This window comes from uncultured Martelella sp., assembly GCF_963677965.2.
In the GTDB taxonomy this organism is placed as follows: domain Bacteria; phylum Pseudomonadota; class Alphaproteobacteria; order Rhizobiales; family Rhizobiaceae; genus Martelella; species Martelella mangrovi.
Genome location: NZ_CAXXFM010000002.1, coordinates 22,493 through 42,560 on the forward strand (window position 1 = coordinate 22,493; position 20,068 = coordinate 42,560).

Annotated in this window: 21 protein-coding genes and 1 tRNA gene; 21 read left to right on the plus strand and 1 reads right to left on the minus strand. The window is 60.9% G+C overall.

What is annotated here, in order from left to right; genetic code table 11:
• Positions 1–203: 203 nt before the first annotated feature.
• The 19 genes from ACHZCU_RS17355 (at position 204) to ACHZCU_RS17445 (ending at position 17,188) form a co-directional block, all read left to right on the plus strand.
• Positions 204–506 carry a hypothetical protein gene (locus ACHZCU_RS17355; protein ID WP_319519848.1) on the plus strand — a complete coding sequence of 101 codons (303 nt, stop codon included), beginning with the start codon at positions 204–206 and terminating at the stop codon, positions 504–506.
• Entirely contained in the window at positions 503–877 is a 375-nt protein-coding gene (locus ACHZCU_RS17360; RefSeq protein ID WP_319519849.1) for a hypothetical protein, read from the plus strand. Before ACHZCU_RS17355 ends, ACHZCU_RS17360 begins: the two co-directional genes overlap by 4 nt.
• A complete protein-coding gene (locus ACHZCU_RS17365) occupies positions 874–1,164 on the plus strand; it encodes a hypothetical protein (protein ID WP_319519850.1) in 291 nt (96 codons plus the stop codon). Before ACHZCU_RS17360 ends, ACHZCU_RS17365 begins: the two co-directional genes overlap by 4 nt.
• Positions 1,161–1,436 (plus strand): hypothetical protein, encoded by a 276-nt coding sequence (locus tag ACHZCU_RS17370; protein ID WP_319519851.1) that lies wholly within the window; start codon positions 1,161–1,163, stop codon positions 1,434–1,436. Before ACHZCU_RS17365 ends, ACHZCU_RS17370 begins: the two co-directional genes overlap by 4 nt.
• Before the next feature lie 174 nt (positions 1,437–1,610).
• Positions 1,611–1,820, plus strand: coding sequence for a hypothetical protein (locus ACHZCU_RS17375; RefSeq protein WP_319519852.1), 210 nt, complete (start codon positions 1,611–1,613; stop codon positions 1,818–1,820).
• Positions 1,820–2,233: a hypothetical protein gene (locus ACHZCU_RS17380; RefSeq protein ID WP_319519853.1), complete on the plus strand. Its 414-nt coding sequence runs from the start codon at positions 1,820–1,822 to the stop codon at positions 2,231–2,233. The genes ACHZCU_RS17375 and ACHZCU_RS17380 overlap by 1 nt, the downstream gene beginning before the upstream one ends.
• A gap of 17 nt (positions 2,234–2,250) precedes the next feature.
• A complete protein-coding gene (locus ACHZCU_RS17385; protein ID WP_319519854.1) occupies positions 2,251–2,589 on the plus strand; it encodes a hypothetical protein in 339 nt (112 codons plus the stop codon).
• Between the two features lie 17 nt (positions 2,590–2,606).
• Positions 2,607–3,767, plus strand: a complete 1,161-nt coding sequence (locus tag ACHZCU_RS17390) for a hypothetical protein (RefSeq protein ID WP_319519855.1) — start codon at positions 2,607–2,609, stop codon at positions 3,765–3,767.
• A gap of 1 nt (position 3,768) precedes the next feature.
• Positions 3,769–4,014, plus strand: coding sequence for a hypothetical protein (locus ACHZCU_RS17395; RefSeq protein WP_319519856.1), 246 nt, complete (start codon positions 3,769–3,771; stop codon positions 4,012–4,014).
• Between the two features lie 493 nt (positions 4,015–4,507).
• On the plus strand, positions 4,508–4,897 hold the full coding sequence (locus tag ACHZCU_RS17400) for an antitoxin Xre-like helix-turn-helix domain-containing protein (protein ID WP_106301025.1): 390 nt from the start codon (positions 4,508–4,510) through the stop codon (positions 4,895–4,897).
• Complete coding sequence (locus ACHZCU_RS17405) at positions 4,894–5,589, plus strand: RES family NAD+ phosphorylase (protein ID WP_319519857.1); 696 nt, start codon at positions 4,894–4,896, stop codon at positions 5,587–5,589. The genes ACHZCU_RS17400 and ACHZCU_RS17405 overlap by 4 nt, the downstream gene beginning before the upstream one ends.
• 201 nt (positions 5,590–5,790) lie before the next feature.
• The gene (locus ACHZCU_RS17410; protein ID WP_106301019.1) at positions 5,791–6,294 is read left to right on the plus strand and encodes a sigma-70 family RNA polymerase sigma factor; all 504 of its coding nucleotides are present in this window, start codon (positions 5,791–5,793) and stop codon (positions 6,292–6,294) included.
• Positions 6,295–6,388: 94 nt separating this feature from the next.
• Positions 6,389–7,351 carry a FecR domain-containing protein gene (locus ACHZCU_RS17415; protein ID WP_319519858.1) on the plus strand — a complete coding sequence of 321 codons (963 nt, stop codon included), beginning with the start codon at positions 6,389–6,391 and terminating at the stop codon, positions 7,349–7,351.
• A gap of 176 nt (positions 7,352–7,527) precedes the next feature.
• Entirely contained in the window at positions 7,528–9,963 is a 2,436-nt protein-coding gene (locus ACHZCU_RS17420) for a TonB-dependent siderophore receptor (RefSeq protein ID WP_319519859.1), read from the plus strand.
• Positions 9,964–9,969: 6 nt separating this feature from the next.
• The gene (locus ACHZCU_RS17425) at positions 9,970–10,848 is read left to right on the plus strand and encodes an ABC transporter substrate-binding protein (RefSeq protein WP_319519860.1); all 879 of its coding nucleotides are present in this window, start codon (positions 9,970–9,972) and stop codon (positions 10,846–10,848) included.
• Positions 10,845–12,809 carry a Fe(3+)-hydroxamate ABC transporter permease FhuB gene (gene fhuB, locus ACHZCU_RS17430; protein WP_319519861.1) on the plus strand — a complete coding sequence of 655 codons (1,965 nt, stop codon included), beginning with the start codon at positions 10,845–10,847 and terminating at the stop codon, positions 12,807–12,809. Before ACHZCU_RS17425 ends, fhuB begins: the two co-directional genes overlap by 4 nt.
• Entirely contained in the window at positions 12,806–13,558 is a 753-nt protein-coding gene (fhuF, locus tag ACHZCU_RS17435; RefSeq protein WP_319519862.1) for a siderophore-iron reductase FhuF, read from the plus strand. Before fhuB ends, fhuF begins: the two co-directional genes overlap by 4 nt.
• Entirely contained in the window at positions 13,540–14,328 is a 789-nt protein-coding gene (locus ACHZCU_RS17440) for an ATP-binding cassette domain-containing protein (protein WP_319519863.1), read from the plus strand. The genes fhuF and ACHZCU_RS17440 overlap by 19 nt, the downstream gene beginning before the upstream one ends.
• 118 nt (positions 14,329–14,446) lie before the next feature.
• Positions 14,447–17,188 (plus strand): DUF2339 domain-containing protein, encoded by a 2,742-nt coding sequence (locus tag ACHZCU_RS17445; protein WP_319519864.1) that lies wholly within the window; start codon positions 14,447–14,449, stop codon positions 17,186–17,188.
• Between the two features lie 198 nt (positions 17,189–17,386).
• Here the strand turns inward: ACHZCU_RS17445 and ACHZCU_RS17450 are convergent, their stop codons facing one another.
• Positions 17,387–18,853, minus strand: coding sequence for a sensor domain-containing diguanylate cyclase (locus ACHZCU_RS17450; RefSeq protein ID WP_319519865.1), 1,467 nt, complete (start codon positions 18,851–18,853; stop codon positions 17,387–17,389).
• Positions 18,854–19,516: 663 nt separating this feature from the next.
• On the opposite strand from ACHZCU_RS17450, the gene ACHZCU_RS17455 reads away from it, so the two are divergent.
• The gene (locus ACHZCU_RS17455) at positions 19,517–19,822 is read left to right on the plus strand and encodes an ETC complex I subunit (protein ID WP_319519866.1); all 306 of its coding nucleotides are present in this window, start codon (positions 19,517–19,519) and stop codon (positions 19,820–19,822) included.
• Positions 19,823–19,970: 148 nt separating this feature from the next.
• A tRNA-Arg gene (locus ACHZCU_RS17460) sits at positions 19,971–20,047 on the plus strand.
• Positions 20,048–20,068: the final 21 nt, after the last annotated feature.

The window sequence follows — 20,068 nt, forward strand, 5'->3', positions numbered from 1 at the left end:
TCCATGCATTGAGGGCCTGCAGGCGAGGGTGATAAAACCTGTCACCCTTCGCCGCGATAGCGCTTTCGAGGCCTTGACATGTGCGTTATTGCTGTCATTTCGAATTTTGGCATAAGCGCAATCGCAAATTAATGCTTGCCATAATAAGCATTAACGCTTATTGATTTGCAATATCGCAACGATGCCAGGAGGCGATGCAGATCATGACTATCCAACACCACACCATGGAAGCGGGCGCGGTTGCCGAATGCCTCGGCATTTCGCGCTCTGTTTTCCTGCGCCGGCGTGATGCGCTTGAGCGTGAGTATGGCTTTCCGCCGCCGCTGCCGCTGGCCCGGCCGCTGCGCTGGCAGCAGGCCGCGGTTGAAAAATGGCTGGAAGGCTATGCCGATGCCGGCCGCAAGCGCACCGCACAGACCGTGCGCGAAACCGTCATCGAAAACGACAGAACCCGGCTGATGGCAAAATATGCCCGCCCGGCCAACGAAAACGGGGTGGCGGCATGAGCGTGCATTACGACGTCGAAACCACGGTTGCGCAGCTGCGCACCGCGCTGAACGAAAGAAAGGCGCCGGGCGAACACGCCACGAAGGGCACGCATGTGCGCTTCCGAAACCCCGAAGCGATCATCGCCGTGCAGGAAATGTTCATGCGTGAACTGAACCGCGCCACGCCGAGGGAAGACATTATCGAGGCTGTCATTGAAATGACGGTCGATCACCTGACCTCGCTGCTTGGCGGCAATCGTGAGGCGCTGTCCGCGCTGGCGGAGCCGTTCGCCGTCGCCTTTATCGACCGGATGCTGACAGCAGCCGGCGGCGAGGGTGTGCGCAGCAAATCCTACCCCATGGTTTTTGAACATGGAGGCCACGCATGAACGCCGCCGCCGTCAGCATGTTCGACAAGCCGGCCGTCGCCGCGCCGAAAAAGGCGCTGACCGCCGGCCAGCGCAAGGCGCTGCAGGCCGTCGGCCAGTTCCGCCACCATCGCCAGACCTTTTCTGGCGGCTGGTATATCGGCAACCGTTATTGTCAGCGCGGCACGGTCGCCGCGCTGATGAAGGAAGGCCTTGTGCGCCGGGAAAAGAACCCCGGCCGGGGCAAGGGCTACCGGCTGGAACTGACCATGGCCGGGCAGATCGTTCTGGAAAGGCTCGGATCATGACCAGCCTCCGCGCCCATAACCGCACCATGAAGGACATTCACGACACCGCGCGCGCTGCCATGGCGGACCTCATTGAAGGCATCGCGCGCACCGCGCCGGACTATGAAGGGCTGGAAGACCTGCGGGCGGAAGGCAAGGCGGCCGCGCTGGCGCTGGCCGATTTCTGCGCCTCCGCCCAGGCGGCCGGCATAGAGCTTGCCACCGGCCTTTCCGTCCGGCGCCATTTTCCCAAGAAGCCGGAAAACGGCCACACCGATCAGGCGGCCCTGTAACCTGCGTATGCACCGCCGAAGATCATAAAAACGCGGCCCGGTCTCCTGTCCCTTCCGGTTCCGGTCCGCACGCGCCGCAAGTCCTCCCAACCCCGCGCGGCGCCACCTCGCGCCGGCGGCATGGCACTCCTTACATGCCGCCGGCGCTTTTTCCTTCAACGATGGAGAATGAATATGTCACTGGAATGGAAGAAGAATGCAGCCGGGTTTTACAAAAGCGAGAACAAGGCGGCGACATTTGAAATCGAAAAACGCCGTTCCGGCTGGTGGGTTGGTAGCGCACGGCCGAAGAAGGGCAATGGGTTTGCACAGTGGTCCAGACGTTCGTTGATGGCTGCCAAAGCTGCAGCTGAAGTGCAGGCATGTGAAAGGCGGTATCACTGATGACTGACGCCACCTCAACAACACGCGTATATTCCTTCTCAAAGGAAACGCTCGCTTGGCACGATGAGGCTATTCGCGCATCCGATAGAGCGCGGCAATATCTCCGTCCGGGCGATCGCATCACTTATGAGCATTGCCCAGGGCCAAAGCGATGGGGTGTTTTCGTTTGCTTTGACGGGCACTGGGCCTGCACAAAAACCCGCAACGACGTGGTGCCGATGTGCATCACCAAGGTGAACAACGTTCCTGTCGATTTTACGGACAAGGGTGTTTGTTCCTCGTGTTCGATGATCGGCATGGGAGGGTGGAACGGGTGCTTTAGTCCGCGATCAGCTTTAGGCGGTGGCTGCAACGCGATCGGCTGCCCCTATCAAATTTGTCGTCAGGACCCGGACGATGACATTCCGCTCTAAACCCCAAGGAACCCGTCATGCGTAACCTCAACGACCCGTCACTGTTTCTCTATGCATTGCAGCTTGGCGAAGACGGCGGCGCTTTTGAAATCCCGCATCGCCCCACAAGCGTTGTCCTGCGTGTCGTCGCATCTGTCGGCCTTGGCTGGGATCACGTCAGCGTCAGCCTGCCAAAGCGCTGCCCGAACTGGCCCGAAATGGAATATGTCAAGCGCCTGTTCTTTCGCGAAGACGAAACGGCCATGCAGTTGCACGTGCCGCCGGCCGATCACATCAGCCATCATCCATTCTGCCTTCATATGTGGCGGCCGCATCACATCGAAATTCCGATGCCTCCGTCGTTCATGGTGGCTTGAGCCTCAAGGAACCCGTCATGCGTAAAGCCGATCCCAAGATCAAATATGTTTCATGGCGCAATGGCCGGCCGCGCTTCACGCCGGGGCCGAAGCTGCGGCAGCAGGGCTATAAGGCCGAAGACCTGGTAAACGATGCCGGCGAATGGATGACGGCCGGCGAGGCGCTGGACTGGTCGCGCCGGTTTGCCGAAAGCCTCGCCGCCGCCCGCAAGGCCCGGCCGCGCCGCAAGCAGGCCGCCACGCCGCCGCCAAAGCCCGTCAGCTATTACACGGTTGCCGAACTGTTGAAGGACTACGCCACCTCGCAGGCCTTCCGCGATCTGCAGCCGCGCACACAGAAAGACTATCTCACGAAAATTCGCTCCATCGAGCGGCATCTGAAAGACGCCTGGGCGGCCGAAGCCGAAGCGCTGACACAGCCGATCTGTTTCGGCATGTATGACGAGCTGCGCGGCAAGACCGGCCTGCACACCGCCAATGCGGCGATGCGCCTTTTGGGTATTGCCTATAGCTGGGGCATGTCGCGCGGCAAGCTGCCGGCCGTCGCCATCAACCCGGCGCACAAGCTCAAGCTCAAGAAGGAAAACCCGCGTGTGCGCGCCGGAGAGCGCGAGGAAATCGAACACTTGATCGCCACGGCCGATGCGCTGAAACGGCCGGAGATCGGCGACATGATCGCGCTTGGCGTCTGGTCCGGCCAGCGCCAGGGCGATCGCCTGGCCTATCAGATCGCCGGCCGCCGCAATGGCCGCATCATGCTGCGCCAGTCCAAGACAAAGGTGCTGGTCGATATCCGTGAATTTTCCGAGCTGAATAGACGTCTCGATGCCGCCCAGGAGCGCCGCAAACTGGCGGAAGTGATCTCAAGCCATGTCATCCTCGACGAGCGCACATGGCGGCCGTTCGAGGAAGATCACTACCGCAAGGTCTATGCGGAAGTCCGCCGCCACGCCGCCCGCACGATGAAAAGCTGCGCCACGCTGCGCGATCAGGACCTGCGCGACACGGCCGTGACCTGGCTTTTCCGCGCCGGCTGCACCGTCGGCGAAATCTGCGCCATCACCGGCCACAGCCTGGCCACGGCAACGCAGATCCTCGAACACTACTTCGCCCGCCACCCCGAGCTGGCGGACAGCGCAATCGACAAGGTTGAACTCTGGTGGAACAAGGGAGAGTGAAATGTTTACACCTTTGACAGTGAATATCATGCTTGCCTGCCATGTCTCGAAAGATCCTGACGACGTGGTGGGGACAAAAGTTTGGCATTCCATTGCCGCAAAAGAGGAACGCGGCTTGCTGGTTAACGAGGGTATGCTGGAACTTGAGAACGGTGATTGGATCGTCACTGATCGCGGTAAGGTCTGGATCGAGCGCATTCTATCGACGCCGTTGCCGACTTGCGTATGGACGTTTCCAGATGACTAAACCGCCCTGCGATCTCCGACAGGGCTTCCTGTTCGCTTACTGCCAGCGCTGTGGCTGGACGGAGTACGACGACGACGATTTTCCTTGCCAAAGGCGTGTGACGAAACCTGAAACAGAACCGGTCACAAAGCAGCAAAGTCACAAATCAAAAGAAACCTAAAGCATTGAAATAAATAAATATTCCAAATACTCTTAATCAGCGGGTCGTAGGTTCGAGACCTACATCACCCACCATTTTCTCTTTCATCGTCCTGTTTATTTGCGCCTCGATAGGCATGTCGGGCGTTACTGCTTTCTGCAATATTGGGAGCGGTGCCGGTTCGTGCCCTGTTTTTGTGCGTGGCTGGTTTGATATCGGCCCGATGGATTTTCCCACATAGCTTTCCCCGGTGCACCACGGCTGCCGTACTATTGTATGACAGTCGTTATTATAGATCATGTGGTCTTTACATAAGGTCCATATGGACTATATTGGTCTGCAAGGAGCAATGATATGCACGTTCTGGAAAAACAACATGAGCCGGCCGACGTCGCGGCAGTTGCCCTCAAGGCCTATGCCCGCGTGGTCGATGGCTGGGGGCTCACGCAACGCGAGGCCGCCTTCCTTGCCGATATGTCCGAGAGTACCTGGAAACGCGCGAAGAAACCCGGCTTTTCCGGTGAACTGACCAAGGACCAGATGCTGCGTCTGTCCGCGGTCATTGGCATCTACAAGTCGCTGGAGCTTTATTTCTCCGGCAAGATTGCCGGCAGCTGGATGACGCGTCCGAATTCCGGACCTCTTTTCAGCGGGCGGCGTCCGGTCGATACGGCGATTGAAGGTGGCCTGCCGCAGATCCTGCATATCAGGACCTATCTGGATGCCCTGCGGGGTGGGGCGTGAGGCAGACGAATCTCTCCGACCGTGCATTGGCCCGGCTCATCCCGGCGACCTATCACAAGCCGCCGGTATTAAGGGGACTGGTCGATAACGAGGCCGAGGCGGAAATCCTCGCCGAGATTGAAGGGCTGACAAATGCGCGGCTTTCGGCAGAGGCGGGAAACAATCCGCATTTCGATCCGCGTGAACTGGCATGGTATCGCCGCAAGGCGGACCTTCGCGTCTACGGCAACACCCATGTAAATGCGGCCTTCACCTACACGCGCAAAGCCGGAAACCGTTTCAATACGGAAGACCGGGGGGCGTGGTACTGTGCCTGGGATGTTCAGGTCTCGATTGCCGAAGTTGCCTTTCATCGCACACGCGAACTCGAATTCACCGGCCTCTTTGAAGACGAGGCGCGCTATGTGGAGATCAGGGCCGATTTCATCGGGTGCTTCGATGACATCACCGACGAGATCGGTCATGCAGCGCTCCACCCGGATGTGGAAGTTGGCTACAGGGCCGGTCAAGTTCTCGCCGAAGAGCTGCGGCGCGGCGGGTCGCGCGGACTGATCTATCCTTCGGTACGGGCGCCGGAAGGCAATTGCCTCGTCTGCTTTGATCCCGGCGCCGTTCAGAACGTGACGCCCGGCGCCAGCTGGAATCTCGTCTGGGACGGCTCGCCGGTCTACACCATCGAGAACATCGCCTGAAACCGCATATTCACGGATCGCGGCCGCTGGAAGCCACGGGGCAGACACCGTCCGCCTGCGCGAAACCTGATCGGTATTTTCATTGACATCGCTTAAACATGACTTTTAAAGGAAGGTTAAACTTGCCGCGGGGTCGATCTCCGGCGCGCGTCGTGTGCCGAGCCTTCGCAATGAACGGACGGGTATCAAAGCATAATGCCAATGAGTTGGGATATTCAGGGCCTGTTCCGGCTTCATGCGAAGGGGATTGCACGTTCGTTGACGCGCCGCGGCATGTCTGATGAAAGTGCCGCCGATATTACACAGGACACGTTTGAGCGCGTTCTGGCCAGGCCGCCGGAGCACGGCGTTTCCAACCACAATCCCAAGGCTTATCTCTACCGCGTTTCACGCAATCTTGGCATCAATCAGCAGCGCCGTGATGCGCTGCTCCGCACCGTCGATCTGGACAGTGACGAGGCGCGGGAGCAGGCCGATCCTTCGCCGTCTCCCGAACACATCGTCTATTCGCGGCAATGCCTTTTGCAAACCTATCGGGCGCTGGAGCAATTGCCGGACAGAACCCGCAGGGCCTTTGAAATGCACCGCCTCGGGGAACGCACGATTGCCGAAGTGGGGGAGGAACTGGGTATTTCCACGACCCGGGCGTGGACGTTGATCCATCAGGCCTACCGTCATCTCCTCAGCGCGACGGAAGAAGAATGAACCTTTTGCCGATCCTGAACGGAAAATCCGGCGCTCTCGATTGTACTACAGGCAGGAAATATGCGCAGGCCGTTGCCGCGCCGAGGGATATGAGATGAACGACGCCGCGCCTGAAGAAGAGCGCCTGCTGGACGAAGCCATCGACCTGATGATCAGCCATCAGGGCGATCCGGACAATGCCGGGATCATTGACAGGATCATGGCATGGCGGGCGGTCAGCGATGACCACGAGCGGGTGTGGAACCGCGTCGCGAAAATTCACGGGGCCTCCGGGCGCATTCTCTCCGAAAAGAAGCGGATTGAACGGCGTGACGCCCTGCAGACGTCCCGGCGGAATTTCATGATCGGCGCGGCGGCAACCGCCGGGGCAGGGGCGACGGCCTACCTGTTCGGGCCGGGGCTTCTTCTTGAGGCCCGTGCCGACTATCTGACAGGCAAGGGCGAGTTCCGGCGTATCGAACTGGCAGACGGCAGCGTCGCGATCCTCGGTCCGCAAAGCGCATTGGCCGTGGATTTCGGCGACCAGCAGCGGGCAATCAGGCTGCTGGCGGGCATGACCTTCCTGTGGGTCGCGCCGCTGCCGGGCGCACCGCTGTCCGTCATGGCCGGGCCTCTGCGCGCCGCATCGTCCAGTGGCGCTTTCGATATCAGCAGCGATGGCGACTATGTGACCGTGGGGGTCGATGACGGCCGGGTAAACCTCTCTTCCCAGCGCCGGCAGTTTTCCGGCGATGAGGAACTGCGGCAGGGGGACTGGCTCAGCTTTGATGCGTCATCCGGCGCCATCGGGCGCGGCAGGCGGGAGCGCGACATGATCGGCTCGTGGCGCGACAATCTCATCATTGCCGAAAACGAACCGGTCTCGGCGCTGGCGCTGCGCATCGGTCGCTGGATACCCGGGCGGATCGTGATTGCCGATCCCTTTATCGGCAGCCGTTATGTCAGCGGCGTTTTCGATCTCGACAGGCCTTTCAGCGCGCTGGAAGCCGCCGTCCATCCGGCAAATGCAAAGGTTCGGCGTATCTCCTCGCTGCTGACCATCGTTTCGCCTGTCTGAAAAAAAAGTTGAGTAAAGGGTGAATATTTTGTCAGCCCGTTTGTACTAGCTTTGAGGACAATGGGCCGGATCGCTGCCCGTTGCCGCAAAATTCAATGCAACGGAGTGGTTGACGCATGGGGCGCATCAACGAAAAAAACATGATATTCAACAGGTTGAAGAATGGAACTGCAGCAGTGGCTGTGGTTCTGGCCGCAGGCGGACTGCTGCATGTGGGGGCGTCCACGCCGGCTGTGGCGCAGGTGCAGGCACAAACCGGTTTTACCATTCCGGACGGATCGCTGAGTGGGGCGTTGACGACGTTCGGCCGCCAGGCCGACCTGCAGGTGACCTATCTCGCATCGGTCGTGGCCGGAAAAGCCTCTCCCGGCTTCAGCGGAACCGCCAGCCCGCAGCAGGCGCTCTCTGCAATCCTTCAAGGCTCCGGTCTGGTCTATACCTTCACCAATGACCGGACCGTGGCCATTTCCGCGCCCGAACCGGTTTCCTTCGGTGCCGGCGGAGGCGGCGATGCGGATGATACGACGTTTCTGGAGCCGGTGACGGTGACAACCAGTGCCGGGGGCAATGTCGGCATCGTTGCGACCGCGAGCGGAACCGGGGCGAAATCCGGCCTGCCGATCAAGGATACGCCGCAGGCCGTCAACGTGGTGACCCGCGACCAGATGGATATTCAGGGCTCGGAAACGGTGGTACAGGCGCTGCGCTACACGCCCGGCGTGGTGGCGCAATATGGCGATGCCGATGCGCGCGTGGACTGGTTTTCGGTGCGCGGTTTCCGGCCGGGGCGCTATCTCGACGGCCTTCGCCTGCCATTCGGCGCGCGCGGCTACGCCCAGCCGAAGATCGAGCCTTACGGGCTGGAAAGCGCCGAAGTGCTGAAGGGCCCGACATCGGTGCTTTACGGCCAGAACCTGCCGGGCGGGTTGATCAACATGGTCAGCAAACGCCCGCGCGATGAGGAAATCCGCGAGGTCGAACTGCAGGCGGGCAGCTATGACCGCTTCCAGACCGCGTTCGACTTCGGCGGCCGTCTCAACGACGAAGGCACGATCCTTTACCGCCTGACCGGGCTCGGGCGGATTTCCGACACGCAATATAACTATGTCGACGAGAAGAAGGGCTTCTTCGCGCCGTCGCTGACCTTCGCACCCGATGACGCCACATCGCTAACGCTTTATGGCCAGTACCAGAAGGTCAAGTCCAATGGCGGCGGCGGGTTTCCGACCCTGCCGGCAAACGGCACGCTCTATACCGACGTCTACCCGGAACTGCCGCGCGATACCTTTGTCGGCGAGCCGGATTATGACAAGTTCGAACTGGTGCAGACCTGGGCTGGCTATGAGCTGGACCACGAATTCAATGACACCTGGGCGGTCAAGCAGAACCTGCGCTATGCTTATGTGAATGCCGACACCCAGCGCGTGGCGCCGGTATGCCTTGCGGGCATGGTCTGCGATCCGGCGGCGCTTATGCGCTATGCCTGGGCGTTTCCCGAGCGCTCGCACCTGTTTACCGTCGATAATCAGGCGATCGGCACATTCTCCCTTGGCGAAACCGAACACTCGCTGCTGCTCGGCCTCGACTATTCCTACGAGACCAGCCATTTCGAGGAATCGCAGCTGACGATCATCACGACGCCGTTCGACGCCTATGATCCGGTCTATGGCGCAACGCCGATCTCCCGTCCGCCGGCGGCCATGCGGATCGATCAGGAGCGTTCGCAGCTCGGCCTTTATGCGCAGGACCAGATCGAGTGGGACAACTTCGTCTGGACGCTTGGCGGCCGGTATGACTGGGCCGACACCAAGACCCGGACCCGCAATGCCTCCGGCGATGCCACGGTCGACCAGAATGATGGCAAGTTCACCTGGCGGACCGGCCTCGTCTATAATTTCGACAATGGCATTTCGCCCTATGCGGGCTATTCCACATCGTTCAATCCGCAAAGCGGAACCGACCGGAACGGCAATCCGTTCAAGCCGACGACCGGCGAACAGTTCGAAGTCGGACTGCGCTATGTGCCGTTCGGTGAGGATATCTCGGTCAGCGTTTCGGCCTATCAGTTGACCCAGAATGACGTGCTGACGCCCGACCCGGCCAATATCAACTACAACACCCAGACCGGCGAAGTGCGGCTGCGCGGTATCGAGGTCGAAGGCAAGGCGGAACTGACCGACGGTCTCTCGCTGATTGCTTCCTACGCCTATACCGACAGCAAGATCACCGAGGATAATCCCGATGCCGCAGGCCTCAGCGATGTCGGCAACCGGCTGGCCTTTGTGCCGCGTCATCAGGCCTCGCTATGGCTCGACTACACGGTTCAGTCGGATACCGCCTGGGGTGGCCTGAGCTTCGGCGGCGGCGCGCGCTATATGGGCCAGACCTATGGCGACAATGCCAATGTCTACGACATTCCCGACTATACGCTGTTCGATGCCGCTATCCGCTATGACTTCGCGGCGATCGATCAGAAATATGACGGGCTGACGGGTTCGCTCAACGTCTCCAACCTGTTCGACAAGAAATATGTCTCGACCTGCATCGCGTCGACGGGCTGCAACTGGGGTGACGGGCGCACGATTTACGGCACGCTGAAATACAGCTGGTAATCGTTGATGCCATTATCTGCAAAACATGCTCTGACGCGGCGGCAATTCGTTGCCGCGTCCCTGCCGGCGCTGTTCATGGGAAACGCGGCCTTTGCATCTCAGCAGGGGCCGCGTCTTGCCGTGCTCGACTGGGCCTGGGCGGAAACCGTTCTGGCGCTCGGCGCAGCACCTTATGCCGTTGCCGAGGCGCCGCTTTATAACGAACGGGTGGTTTCGCCCGCATTGCCGGCCACAACCATCGATCTTGGCCTCAGGTCATGGCCCAATATGGAACTGCTGAAATCGCTGCATCCCGGCCTGATCATCACGCAGGCCGGTTACGGCGTTCCGGAAAGCCGGCTCGAGGCCATCGCGCCGACCATGGCACTGCCGCTTTTCACGACCGACAGAACGCCGCTCGCCCTTGCCGAAAGCGGCATGAGCGCGATTGCCGAACGGCTGGACCGCAAGGCGGAGGGCGATGCCTGTATCGCGCGCTTTGACGCCGCCCTTTCAAAGATGCGCGACACGCTTGAAGGGGATGACGGAAGGCCGGTTCTGATCGTCAAATTCGCCGGTGAAAGAATGCTCGATATTTACGGGCGAGGTAGCCTGTTCGACGATGTGCTGCAACGGCTCGGGCTTGAGAACGCCTGGCAGGAAACCGGCAATCGCTGGGGCTTTTCCACCGCCGGGCTGGATGCCGTTGCCCGCCACCGCGATGCCCGGCTGGTGATCATCGAACCGGGCCCGCCGCCAAGCCTTGCGCAAAGCCGCCTGTGGAACACAATTCCCTCCGTCAGCGCCGGGCGGGTTTTCACCATTCCACCGACCTGGGTGTTCGGCGGTCTGCCATCGGCCTTGAGGTTCGGCCGCATCCTGACGGAGGCACTGACGACCGCATGAGAAATTCTGCCACCGCGCCCGTCGCCGCGCTTTCGATCCTGACCCTCTTCGCGCTGGCGCTGACAGTCTTCGGTTATGCCGGCCATGTCGCGCCGGGCCGGCTGCTGTCCGCGCTGATGGCGCCCGACCCGGAGATCTTCGGCGAGGTCTATCTGCATTACGGCCTGTTTCCGCGCCTGTTCGTGGCGCTCATTTGTGGCGCTGCGTTGGGGCTTGCCGGGGTGATCTTCCAGCAGGTGCTGAAAAATCCGCTGGCCGAACCGGCAACGCTCGGGCTTCTGTCCGGCGCGCAACTGGCCATCATTGTCGTTTCGCTGGCATCGGTCGGTGCCGGCGGCCTGTGGGCGCGGGAGCTTGCAGCACTTGTCGGCGCGTTTGCCGCCCTCGGACTGGTCGTGGCGCTTGCTTCGGGGCGGAATTTCTCGCCGGTCACGTTGCTTTTGGCGGGCATGGTCATCAGCTTTCTGGCGGGCGCGACCATTGTCGTGCTGTCGCTGTTTCATCATGACTATCTGCGCGCCGTCTTCATCTGGGCCAGCGGCTCGCTGTTGCAAAACGACTTTTCCGCCGTTCCTGCGCTGGCGCTCAGGCTCGTCATCCTTGTGCCGCTGGTTCTGCTTCTGGTGCGGCCGCTGACGATTGCCGGGCTTGACGATGCCAGCGCGAAAAGCCTCGGCCTGCCGGTGAAGACCATTCGCCTTGCCGCGCTGTTGCTGGCCTCGGCCATTTCCGCCGTCGTGGTGGCGCGCGTCGGGGTGATTGCCTTTGTCGGACTGGCCGCACCGCATTTCGCCAGTCGTTTCGGCGCGCGGCATTTTGCCCGACGTCTGCTGCTTGCACCGCTTTTCGGCGCGCTGCTTCTGGCCTTTGCCGATGGCGCGGTGCTGACAATGGCGCGCTTTATCGGCGAGGTGCCGACCGGCACGCTGACGGCGATTTCCGGTGCTGTTCTGCTGCTCATCCTGCTGAAGCGACTGCCGGCTGCCGCCCCGCAGGCCAGCGCGCCGCAGATCGTGCAAAGCCGGCGGTTTCCCGCTTCTGTGGTGCTGACACTCACCCTGCTTGTGCTTGCCGGTGTCATCGCATTCTCGCTGTCCGAGACGATCTTCATCGACGGGCTTCCCCTCTCCGAACTGGCCGCCGGCCGCTGGCCGCGCATTGCCGCATCCTTCGGGGCAGGGGCGATGCTGGCGCTGGCGGGTGTCGTGATGCAGGCGATGACCGGCAATCCGCTTGCCAGCCCGGAAAGCCTCGGCGTCAGCGCAGGCGCGGGGCTTGGCATCATCGGCGCGGTGTTTCTGGCCGGATCGTTCTCGCCGCCGGTAATGCTGGTTGGCGGTGTGGCCGGGGCGGGGGTAACCTTCGTCTTCATCCTCGCCGTCGCGCGCGCCTGTGCGTGGTCGCCGGGGCCGGTGTTGCTGGCGGGCGTGGCCGTCGGCACATTTGCCGCGGCGCTGATCTCGCTGGTTCTTGCCAGCGGCGACCCGCGCGCGGCCTATATTCTCGCCTGGAGCGTCGGCCCGACCTTCCGCGCCACGGCAATCACCGGGGGGATAGCGCTGGCGCTTTCCCTGTTGTCGCTGCCGTTTGTGCCGCTTTTCGCGCGCTGGCTGGAAATCCTGCCGCTCGGCAATGAAAGTGCCCGCGCGCTCGGTGTTTCTCCAGGCCGCGCCCGCGCGTTTATGCTGACATTTTCTGCCATTCTCACCGCCGCCGCGACACTGGTGGTCGGGCCGCTCAGCTTTGTCGGGCTGATGGCCCCGCATATGGCGGCGATGCTGGTGCCGGGGCGTCCGCTGGCGCGCGCCTTTTGCGCGGCCATGCTCGGCGCGCTGTTGATGGTGACCGCCGACTGGCTCGGCCGCAGCGTCGATTTTCCCTATGAAATCCCGGCGGGCGTTCTGGCGGCCTTTGTTGGCGGCCCCTATTTCCTCTGGCTGCTTTATCGGAGGCCGGCATGAGCGCCGATCCAGACCGGTTGATAGCGATGCTTGACGGCCCGCTTGCGCTGGTGCGCGCCAAACTGTCCCTTCATCCCGACCCGCGCCCGGCCGAAACGGCCACAGAGCTTCTGGAGGAAAAACGTCTGTCCGCCATTCTCGCGCGCCACGGCAATCATCACGGTGTGGCGCCGGATGCGTTCCTGCTGTCGCTCTGGTCGCAGAAATATCTGGCGGTGGCGATCATTCCCTATATTGCGCTGTCGCTGCTGGCCGGACGCCCCTTGCGTATCGGCATGGACGAGGCCGCCTTCGTGCTCGACGAAACCGGTGAGCCGGTGGCGCTGCGTCCGCCGGAGGGTAAGTTGACCTTCACTGAAGGGCAGGCGGCAGACATCGTGCCGACGCTTTATTCCGCCCATCTCGAACCCGCCATCGCAGGGCTGAAACAGGCAAGCCGCCTTTCCGAAAAGGCGCTGTGGGGCAATGCCGCGCATTATCTGGAATGGGCCATCCGCCAGATGGAAAGGCATCCGGCCGTTGACCGGCAGGCGGCGGCCGACGCGCTGGCATTTTTATCGCGCCAACGGCTTGAACACGACAAGCCCAATCCTTTGAAGGATGCGATCCACTATATCGAAGAGGCGGGACGGACAGTCCGCCGCCGCAAGGTCTGCTGCCTGCGCTATCGCGTTCCCGGCGTTGAGGGCTGCGGCACGCTTTGCCCGGACAGGAAGATAAGAGAAGCTTCATGCATGACGACCAATTGACGTTTTCGCTCCGCGACGTGTCTTTCGGCATTGGCGACCAGACGATCCTGCAACCGCTGACCCTCGATCTCTCGCTGAAGGGCCAGGTGGCGGGTCTGATCGGCCATAACGGCTCGGGCAAATCGACCCTGCTGAAACTGCTGGCGCGGCAGTTGCAGCCGCAGGGCGGTGCGATCCGTCTCAATGGCGAGCCGATCGACAAGCTGAAGGACCGGGCGCTTGCCCGAAGGCTTGCCTATCTGCCGCAAAACCCGCCGCCTGCCGCCGGTATGACGGTGCGCAATCTGGTGGCGCTAGGGCGCTATCCATGGCACGGCGCGCTTGGCCGGTTTTCCAAAGCCGACCGTGACGCGGTGGACGAAGCCATGACGCTGACGCGGGTGACAGCCATGGCCGACCGGCTTGTCGACACGCTGTCTGGCGGGGAGCGGCAGAGGGCATGGCTTGCCATGCTGGTTGCCCAGAAGCCGCAATGCCTGCTTCTGGACGAGCCGATTTCCGCCCTCGATATCGCCTATCAGATCGAAATCCTCAAACTGGTCGGCGACCTTGCCCGCAACCACGATCTCGGCGTCATCGTCGTTCTCCACGACATCAACATGGCGGCCCGCTTCTGCGACGAAATCGTCGCGCTGCACAGCGGCAGGCTGCTCGTGAGAGGTACGCCGGACGAGATCCTGAAGCCTGCAATTCTCAAACGCATCTATAGCGTCGACATGCACATCACAACGCCAACCGGGGCGTCATGGCCCATTGCCACGCCTGTGTGACACGAAATCAAAACCGGTAAATTGAGGGGCAGGGATCGCTTACGAAGTTTGCTCTTAACGGCGGCGTCTATCTCGGTTACATCTGCCGTCTTGTGTCACAAAAGAGGAAGATGTTGATTTGACTTCATTCTTTGAGCTTCTCGTCGTTTTCCTTTTTCTGTGGCTTGCATTGTCAAATGCGGGGATGAAGGGGCGTCTCAAAAGTCTGGAAGACGATCAGCGGAAAACCCGTGCGCGGCTGGAGCAACTGGAGCGGCTGAAAAACGATGCCGGTACCGCCGCAGAGGACCAGGCGGAGACGGCGGCCGAACAGCCGGCTACGGAGGCGAAGACCACTGAAGCCGAAGATCTCGCGCCGGCGCAAGACACAAAGCCGGAAACCGCAAGACCGGCCGAAACCGGAAAAACGCCACCCGCAACGAGCGGTCCCCCGCGCGCCTTTGTCTTCACCGGAGCGCTTCTGCAGCAGTTCGGTGAGTGGTTGCGACAGAACTGGACGATCGCACTTGCTGCACTTTCGCTGGCGCTGGGCGGCATTTTCATGGTCCAGTACGGCGTTGAAAACGGGCTTCTGACGCCGTTCTGGCGCGTTGCAGGCGCGTTGCTTCTGGGCGCGCTGCTGGTGGGGGCGGGCGAGGTGATCCGCCGCCGCTATGGCGACGAGGAAAACGAAGCGACCCGCTATCTGCCCTCCGCCTTTGCCGGGGCAGGGTTGATCACGCTTTTCTCCGCCGTGCTGGCCGCCCGTCTTCTTTACGGGCTTGTTTCGGCCGAGACCACACTGGCCGGGCTGGTTCTGGTCAGCGTTCTGGCCGTGGCGCTCGGCTGGCTTTACGGCTCCGTCCTGAGCGCCGTCGGCATTATCGGCGCCACGGCCGCGCCGTTCCTCGTTGGCGGCGAATCGGACAACAGCTGGCTGTTCTTCTATTATTTCGCGCTCATCGCCGTTGCCGGCCTTGCCGTCGACAGTGTGAAGCGCTGGGCATGGGTCTCCGCCGTGGTGCTGATCGCAACGGCGTCGGCGGCGACAATGCTTTACGTCGCGACGGGCGGCATGATCCACTACACGGCTTTTCTTGCGCTGTCCTGGCTGGCGGCCGTCATCATCCCGGTGCAGAGTTTTGTGCCGACACATGTGGGCCAGACCGTGCTGGCGACGCTGTCGGGTCTCAAGCCGCGCGCCGATTTCCCGACCCGCATCGTTGCGGCGATGACGCTTTTTGTCTGCGGGGCCGGGGTATTCCTTTCACTCGATACGCAGTCTGTTACCGAAGCCAATATCGTCTTTGCGTTGATCGCCCTTGTTCTTGGCGCGACGCTGATATGGATGTACCGGGCCGAGGCGCTGAACGATATACCGCTTCTGCCGGCCGCCGCATTTCTGGCTGTGCCTGTCCTTCAGGCCGTTCAATACGGACCGCTTTTCAGAAACGTCACCGGCGCCACGCTGTCACAGACCGATATGGCCTCTCAGTCGCCGACATCCTTTGTCACATACGTTCTGATCCTGTCGGTGGTTGCTTCTCTCATGGCGTTCTGGCGGATGGCGCGGTCTCGGGATGACGCCCGCGCGGCGATCGGCTTTGCGCTGGGCGCTGCGAGTTTTGCACCGGCGACCACGCTCATTTTCCAGTTTCTGTGGTTACCGGCAGCCGTTTTCGGAGACTATGTCTGGAGCCTGCATATTCTGGCCGTCTCCGCTGTCATGGCGTTCCTGACAGACCGGGTGCTGCGTGGCGAGGCGCGCCCCGAACGTCAGCTGCATGCTGCGCTTTTCGCCATTGCCGCACTTTCGATGCTGGCGCTGGCCCTGTTTGTGGTGCTCACCCAGACCGCGCTCACACTGGCGCTCGGTATTGTGGTCGTTCTCACCATCTGGCTCGACCGGCGTTTCGATCTTGCGCTCATCGGTATCTTCACCAAGCTGGCGCTGGCGGTGATTGCCTTCCGGCTGGTGATCAGTCCCGGTTTCTTCTGGGCGGTGCGCGGCACCACATCGTGGCTGGCATTCGTGGAGGCCTATCTCGGCACGCTGGCGCTGCTTTATGCCGGCTGGCGCCTGACCGTGCTGCGCGCACGTCAATCGGTGCAGGTTGCCATCGAAACCACCACATGGACGGTCGCTGCCGTCTTCGCCTGTGCATTGTTGCAGCGTCTGGTGCCGGATGAGCCGGGGCTGCTCGCCGCCGTTCTGGCCATCGCCATGCTCGCCCAGCTCAGTCGTTTGCAGACGACCGGCAAGGGGTTGCGGTTCCTGAGGGGCGCTTTCGCAGTTGTCTTCGGGTTTATTGCCGCGATCCTGATTGCCGTGCCGCTGACGATCTCCAATCCGCTGATGTTCCGGTATAACCTGGTGAAGGGGCCGCTGATCTTCGACACACTTGCGCTCAGCTATCTGCCGCTGGCGGCCGTTCTGGCGGTGGGCGCGTGGAAGATCGGCAGCCTCTCACGATGGCTGCGGATCGGCTTTATCGCCATTTCGAGCCTGCTTGGCGGCTTTTATGTCATCTGCGAGATTCGCCGGTTCTGGCGTGGCCCCGATCTTTCGGTTCCCGGTGTTACCCAGCCCGAGCTTTACAGCTACACGATTGCGCTGGTGATCATCTGCGCCGCCCTGCTGGTGATCAGCTTTTCGCGGCGCTCCCATATCCTGCGCAAGGTTGCCATGGCCGCAACCGGTCTGACGATCGCGAAGGTCTTTCTCGTGGATATTTCCGGCCTGGAAGGACTGTTGCGGGTCGTCTCCTTCATCGGCCTCGGGCTGGCGCTGGCCGGTCTCGGCTGGCTCGACCGCACCATGAAGCTTCGCTGGAGCAGGATGACGGACCGGTCCGAAACACCGGGTTACACCGAGAGCTGACAGATGGCCGTGCCACCGGACCTGCCAATGCCAAAATCATGGCAGGTCTTTACGGCGTTGCCGACGCCCTCTGCCTGTTCTGCAATGCGGGGTAGGTGCAGAGAGAGCTTGCGACCCAGACTTCGTCTGATGTCCGTCCCTGAAATGGAAACAGAATAACAAGGGCCGGGGGGGGCCACAGTCCCTGGAGGCGTGGTTCTATCGTCTGAATTCGGACTTTTGCTGAAGCGCGTAGAACTGGCGTTTCTGGCTGTACATCTCAGCATCGGCACGGCGCACGGCAGACTCGATGGTTTCGTCCTCCCCGCAAATCGCCATGCCGGCGGAAATGCTGATCGGGCAATCGGCGTAAAACTGATTGTTGATCTCCAGGACCTTCTGAATTTCCTCCAGCGCCATTTCGGCTGCCTGCTGATTGGCGCCGGGCATCAGCACCGCAAATTCGTCACCGCCGATACGGGACACGCAGTTGGGCTTCGAAACCGATTCATTGAGCACCTCGCCGAGCCTGCGCAGTAGACTGTCGCCGGCATCATGGCCAAAAGCGTCATTGGTATTCTTCAGGCCGTTGAGATCTATGACCAGTACACCGACAGGGCGGAGCCTCTTGCGCTCCAGCCGGTTGATTTCCTCGGTATAAAAAGAACGGTTGTAGAGCTTGGTCAACACATCATGACGGCCGAGATATTCGAGATAGGCCTCCGCCTTCTTGCGCGCGGTGATGTCGGTCAGCGACACCAGAACAAGCGACCAGTCCTCCTCATGGCCGGGGAAGACGGAGAATTGCAGCAGCACATAACGTTCGCTCCCGTCGAGGGCGTAGTTCATCACCTCATGGGTGTGCAGAAGGCGACCTTCCCATAGGTCGATCAGCTGCTCGCGGAAATGATCCTCGACATCATCGCGGAAGACGGCATGCTGGTTCTGCAGCAACACCTGGCGGTTCGGCGCCCGGAACATGTCGAGGGTGGCCTGATTGACATCGATGACGCGGATTTCGCTGAGACACTGGCGCACGAATTCGGGGTGGACATCCAGGAACACACGTAGATCCATAATGTGGCGCGATCGCAGATCATCGAGCAGGGCGCGGATTTTGGAGAAATCTTCGACCCAGAGCGACACGGGCGAATGTTCAAACAGGCCCTTGGCATAAAGCGACTGGTGTCGTTCACGCCGGTGGGCATCCTCGCGCTCGGTCACATCCTCCGTGGCCAGCAGAACATAGTCGAGCGTCTGCTCGTGGCCGGGCATGACCTGGCCGCGCAGTTGCACGTCAAGCCGTTTTCCGGAAAGTGTGTAATTGACCGTATAGCTGGTGAAGTTCTGCTTGCCCTCGAAAAGCTGCGTCAGTTCGTCAATATGGGTTTCCAGCATGTCATCGCGAAACACGGCGGAAATATTGTCGACGAGGTGGGCCGTATCCCGGGCCTCGAACAGCTCCAGTGTCTTGCGGTTGACCTTCAGGACGCGGATGGCGCGCGAACATTCTGCAACACGCGACATGTCGGCCCGCAGGAAAGATGCAATATCGGTTACACCTTCACCGCGCCAGGTGTCGAAGAGTGCCTTGACCGCACTGAAATCCTCGACCCACATGGCGATGGGGGCAAGCTCGAACATCTCATGATCAAAGGCACTTTGATCCGGGGGGCTGCTGTTCATTCGTTCACGTCGGCCTTTCTCAGGCTGTCGGGGGGGCAATGCTGCTCTAACCACGGATAAAAACACTCCGGCCAGGTTCCAGCGGGGCGCGGCGATCCTATAGCGCTTCCGACATTCTGCAAAGAAGGTATCGTCATCCGCCAACGCTTGCCGGCGGGCGGAAAACGGTTTGCCGGTACTGATGACGTGTTCAGGTTCGGAAGAAATTTCTACTTTTTATACAGTGTATTATAGAGGAATATGGATGCAAATTCGCAGCTGAACGTCAGGACGTGTTGAGCGCGGCCTGTTGACGTAACTGTATCCATCGCCGTTTTCGCCGTGTGATGACCGGCGCAAGCGATAGTCCTGTCATGGCTTACGAATCAGACGCCGGCGGCATTGGATGTCTGGCTTGTTTTTTGGCAAGCGATATATATTGCGTCGGGAAGCGGGCAGGGCGCGTTGATCATCCTCGGTGGCTCGGCGCGGGGCAGTGATGATACGGCTTTCTGCCGCCGGGCTCCGGACAAACCGGGTATTTAAAATGATCGTCTGGGGCGCTGAATTCCGATCACGGTTTTACGCGGACTTGATTTTTATTGCCCGACAGCGAAAATTGCGTAAGAAGGTGTCAGAGTGCGACGCGCCGGGCGGCGCGGTAAACCAATCGGAGCAATTATGATGTCGGCGAAGATTTATCGTCCCGCCAGAACGGCAATGCAGCAGGGCCAGGCCAAAACCCACAAGTGGGTGCTGGAATTCGACCAGCAGGCGCCGCGCAAGATTGACCCCGTTTTCGGTTACACCTCGTCTTCCGACATGCTGCAGCAGGTCAAGCTGCGCTTTGAGAGCCAGCAGGAAGCCGAAGACTATGCCCGTCGCCACGGCATCGCCTATCGGGTGATCATGCCGAAGGAAACCAAGGAAAAGGTCGTTTCCTATTCCGACAATTTCAAGCCTGGCCGGGTTCAGCCCTGGACGCACTGAAGGTCTGCTTCCGGACCGCGGACTGCCGATCCGCTCGCTCGAAATTTTTGAAGCCGCTTCCGTTCCTTGCCTCAACACCGCAGCGGGCCGGTTGTGTTTTTCCAGCGAATGAGGCATTCATGCCCCGCGCTGACCCAAGCGCGAAAACGGCCCCTTAGCTCAGCTGGATAGAGCACCGGCCTTCTAAGCCGACGGTCGCAGGTTCGAATCCTGCAGGGGTCGCCAATCTTTTCAGGTGGTGCCAAT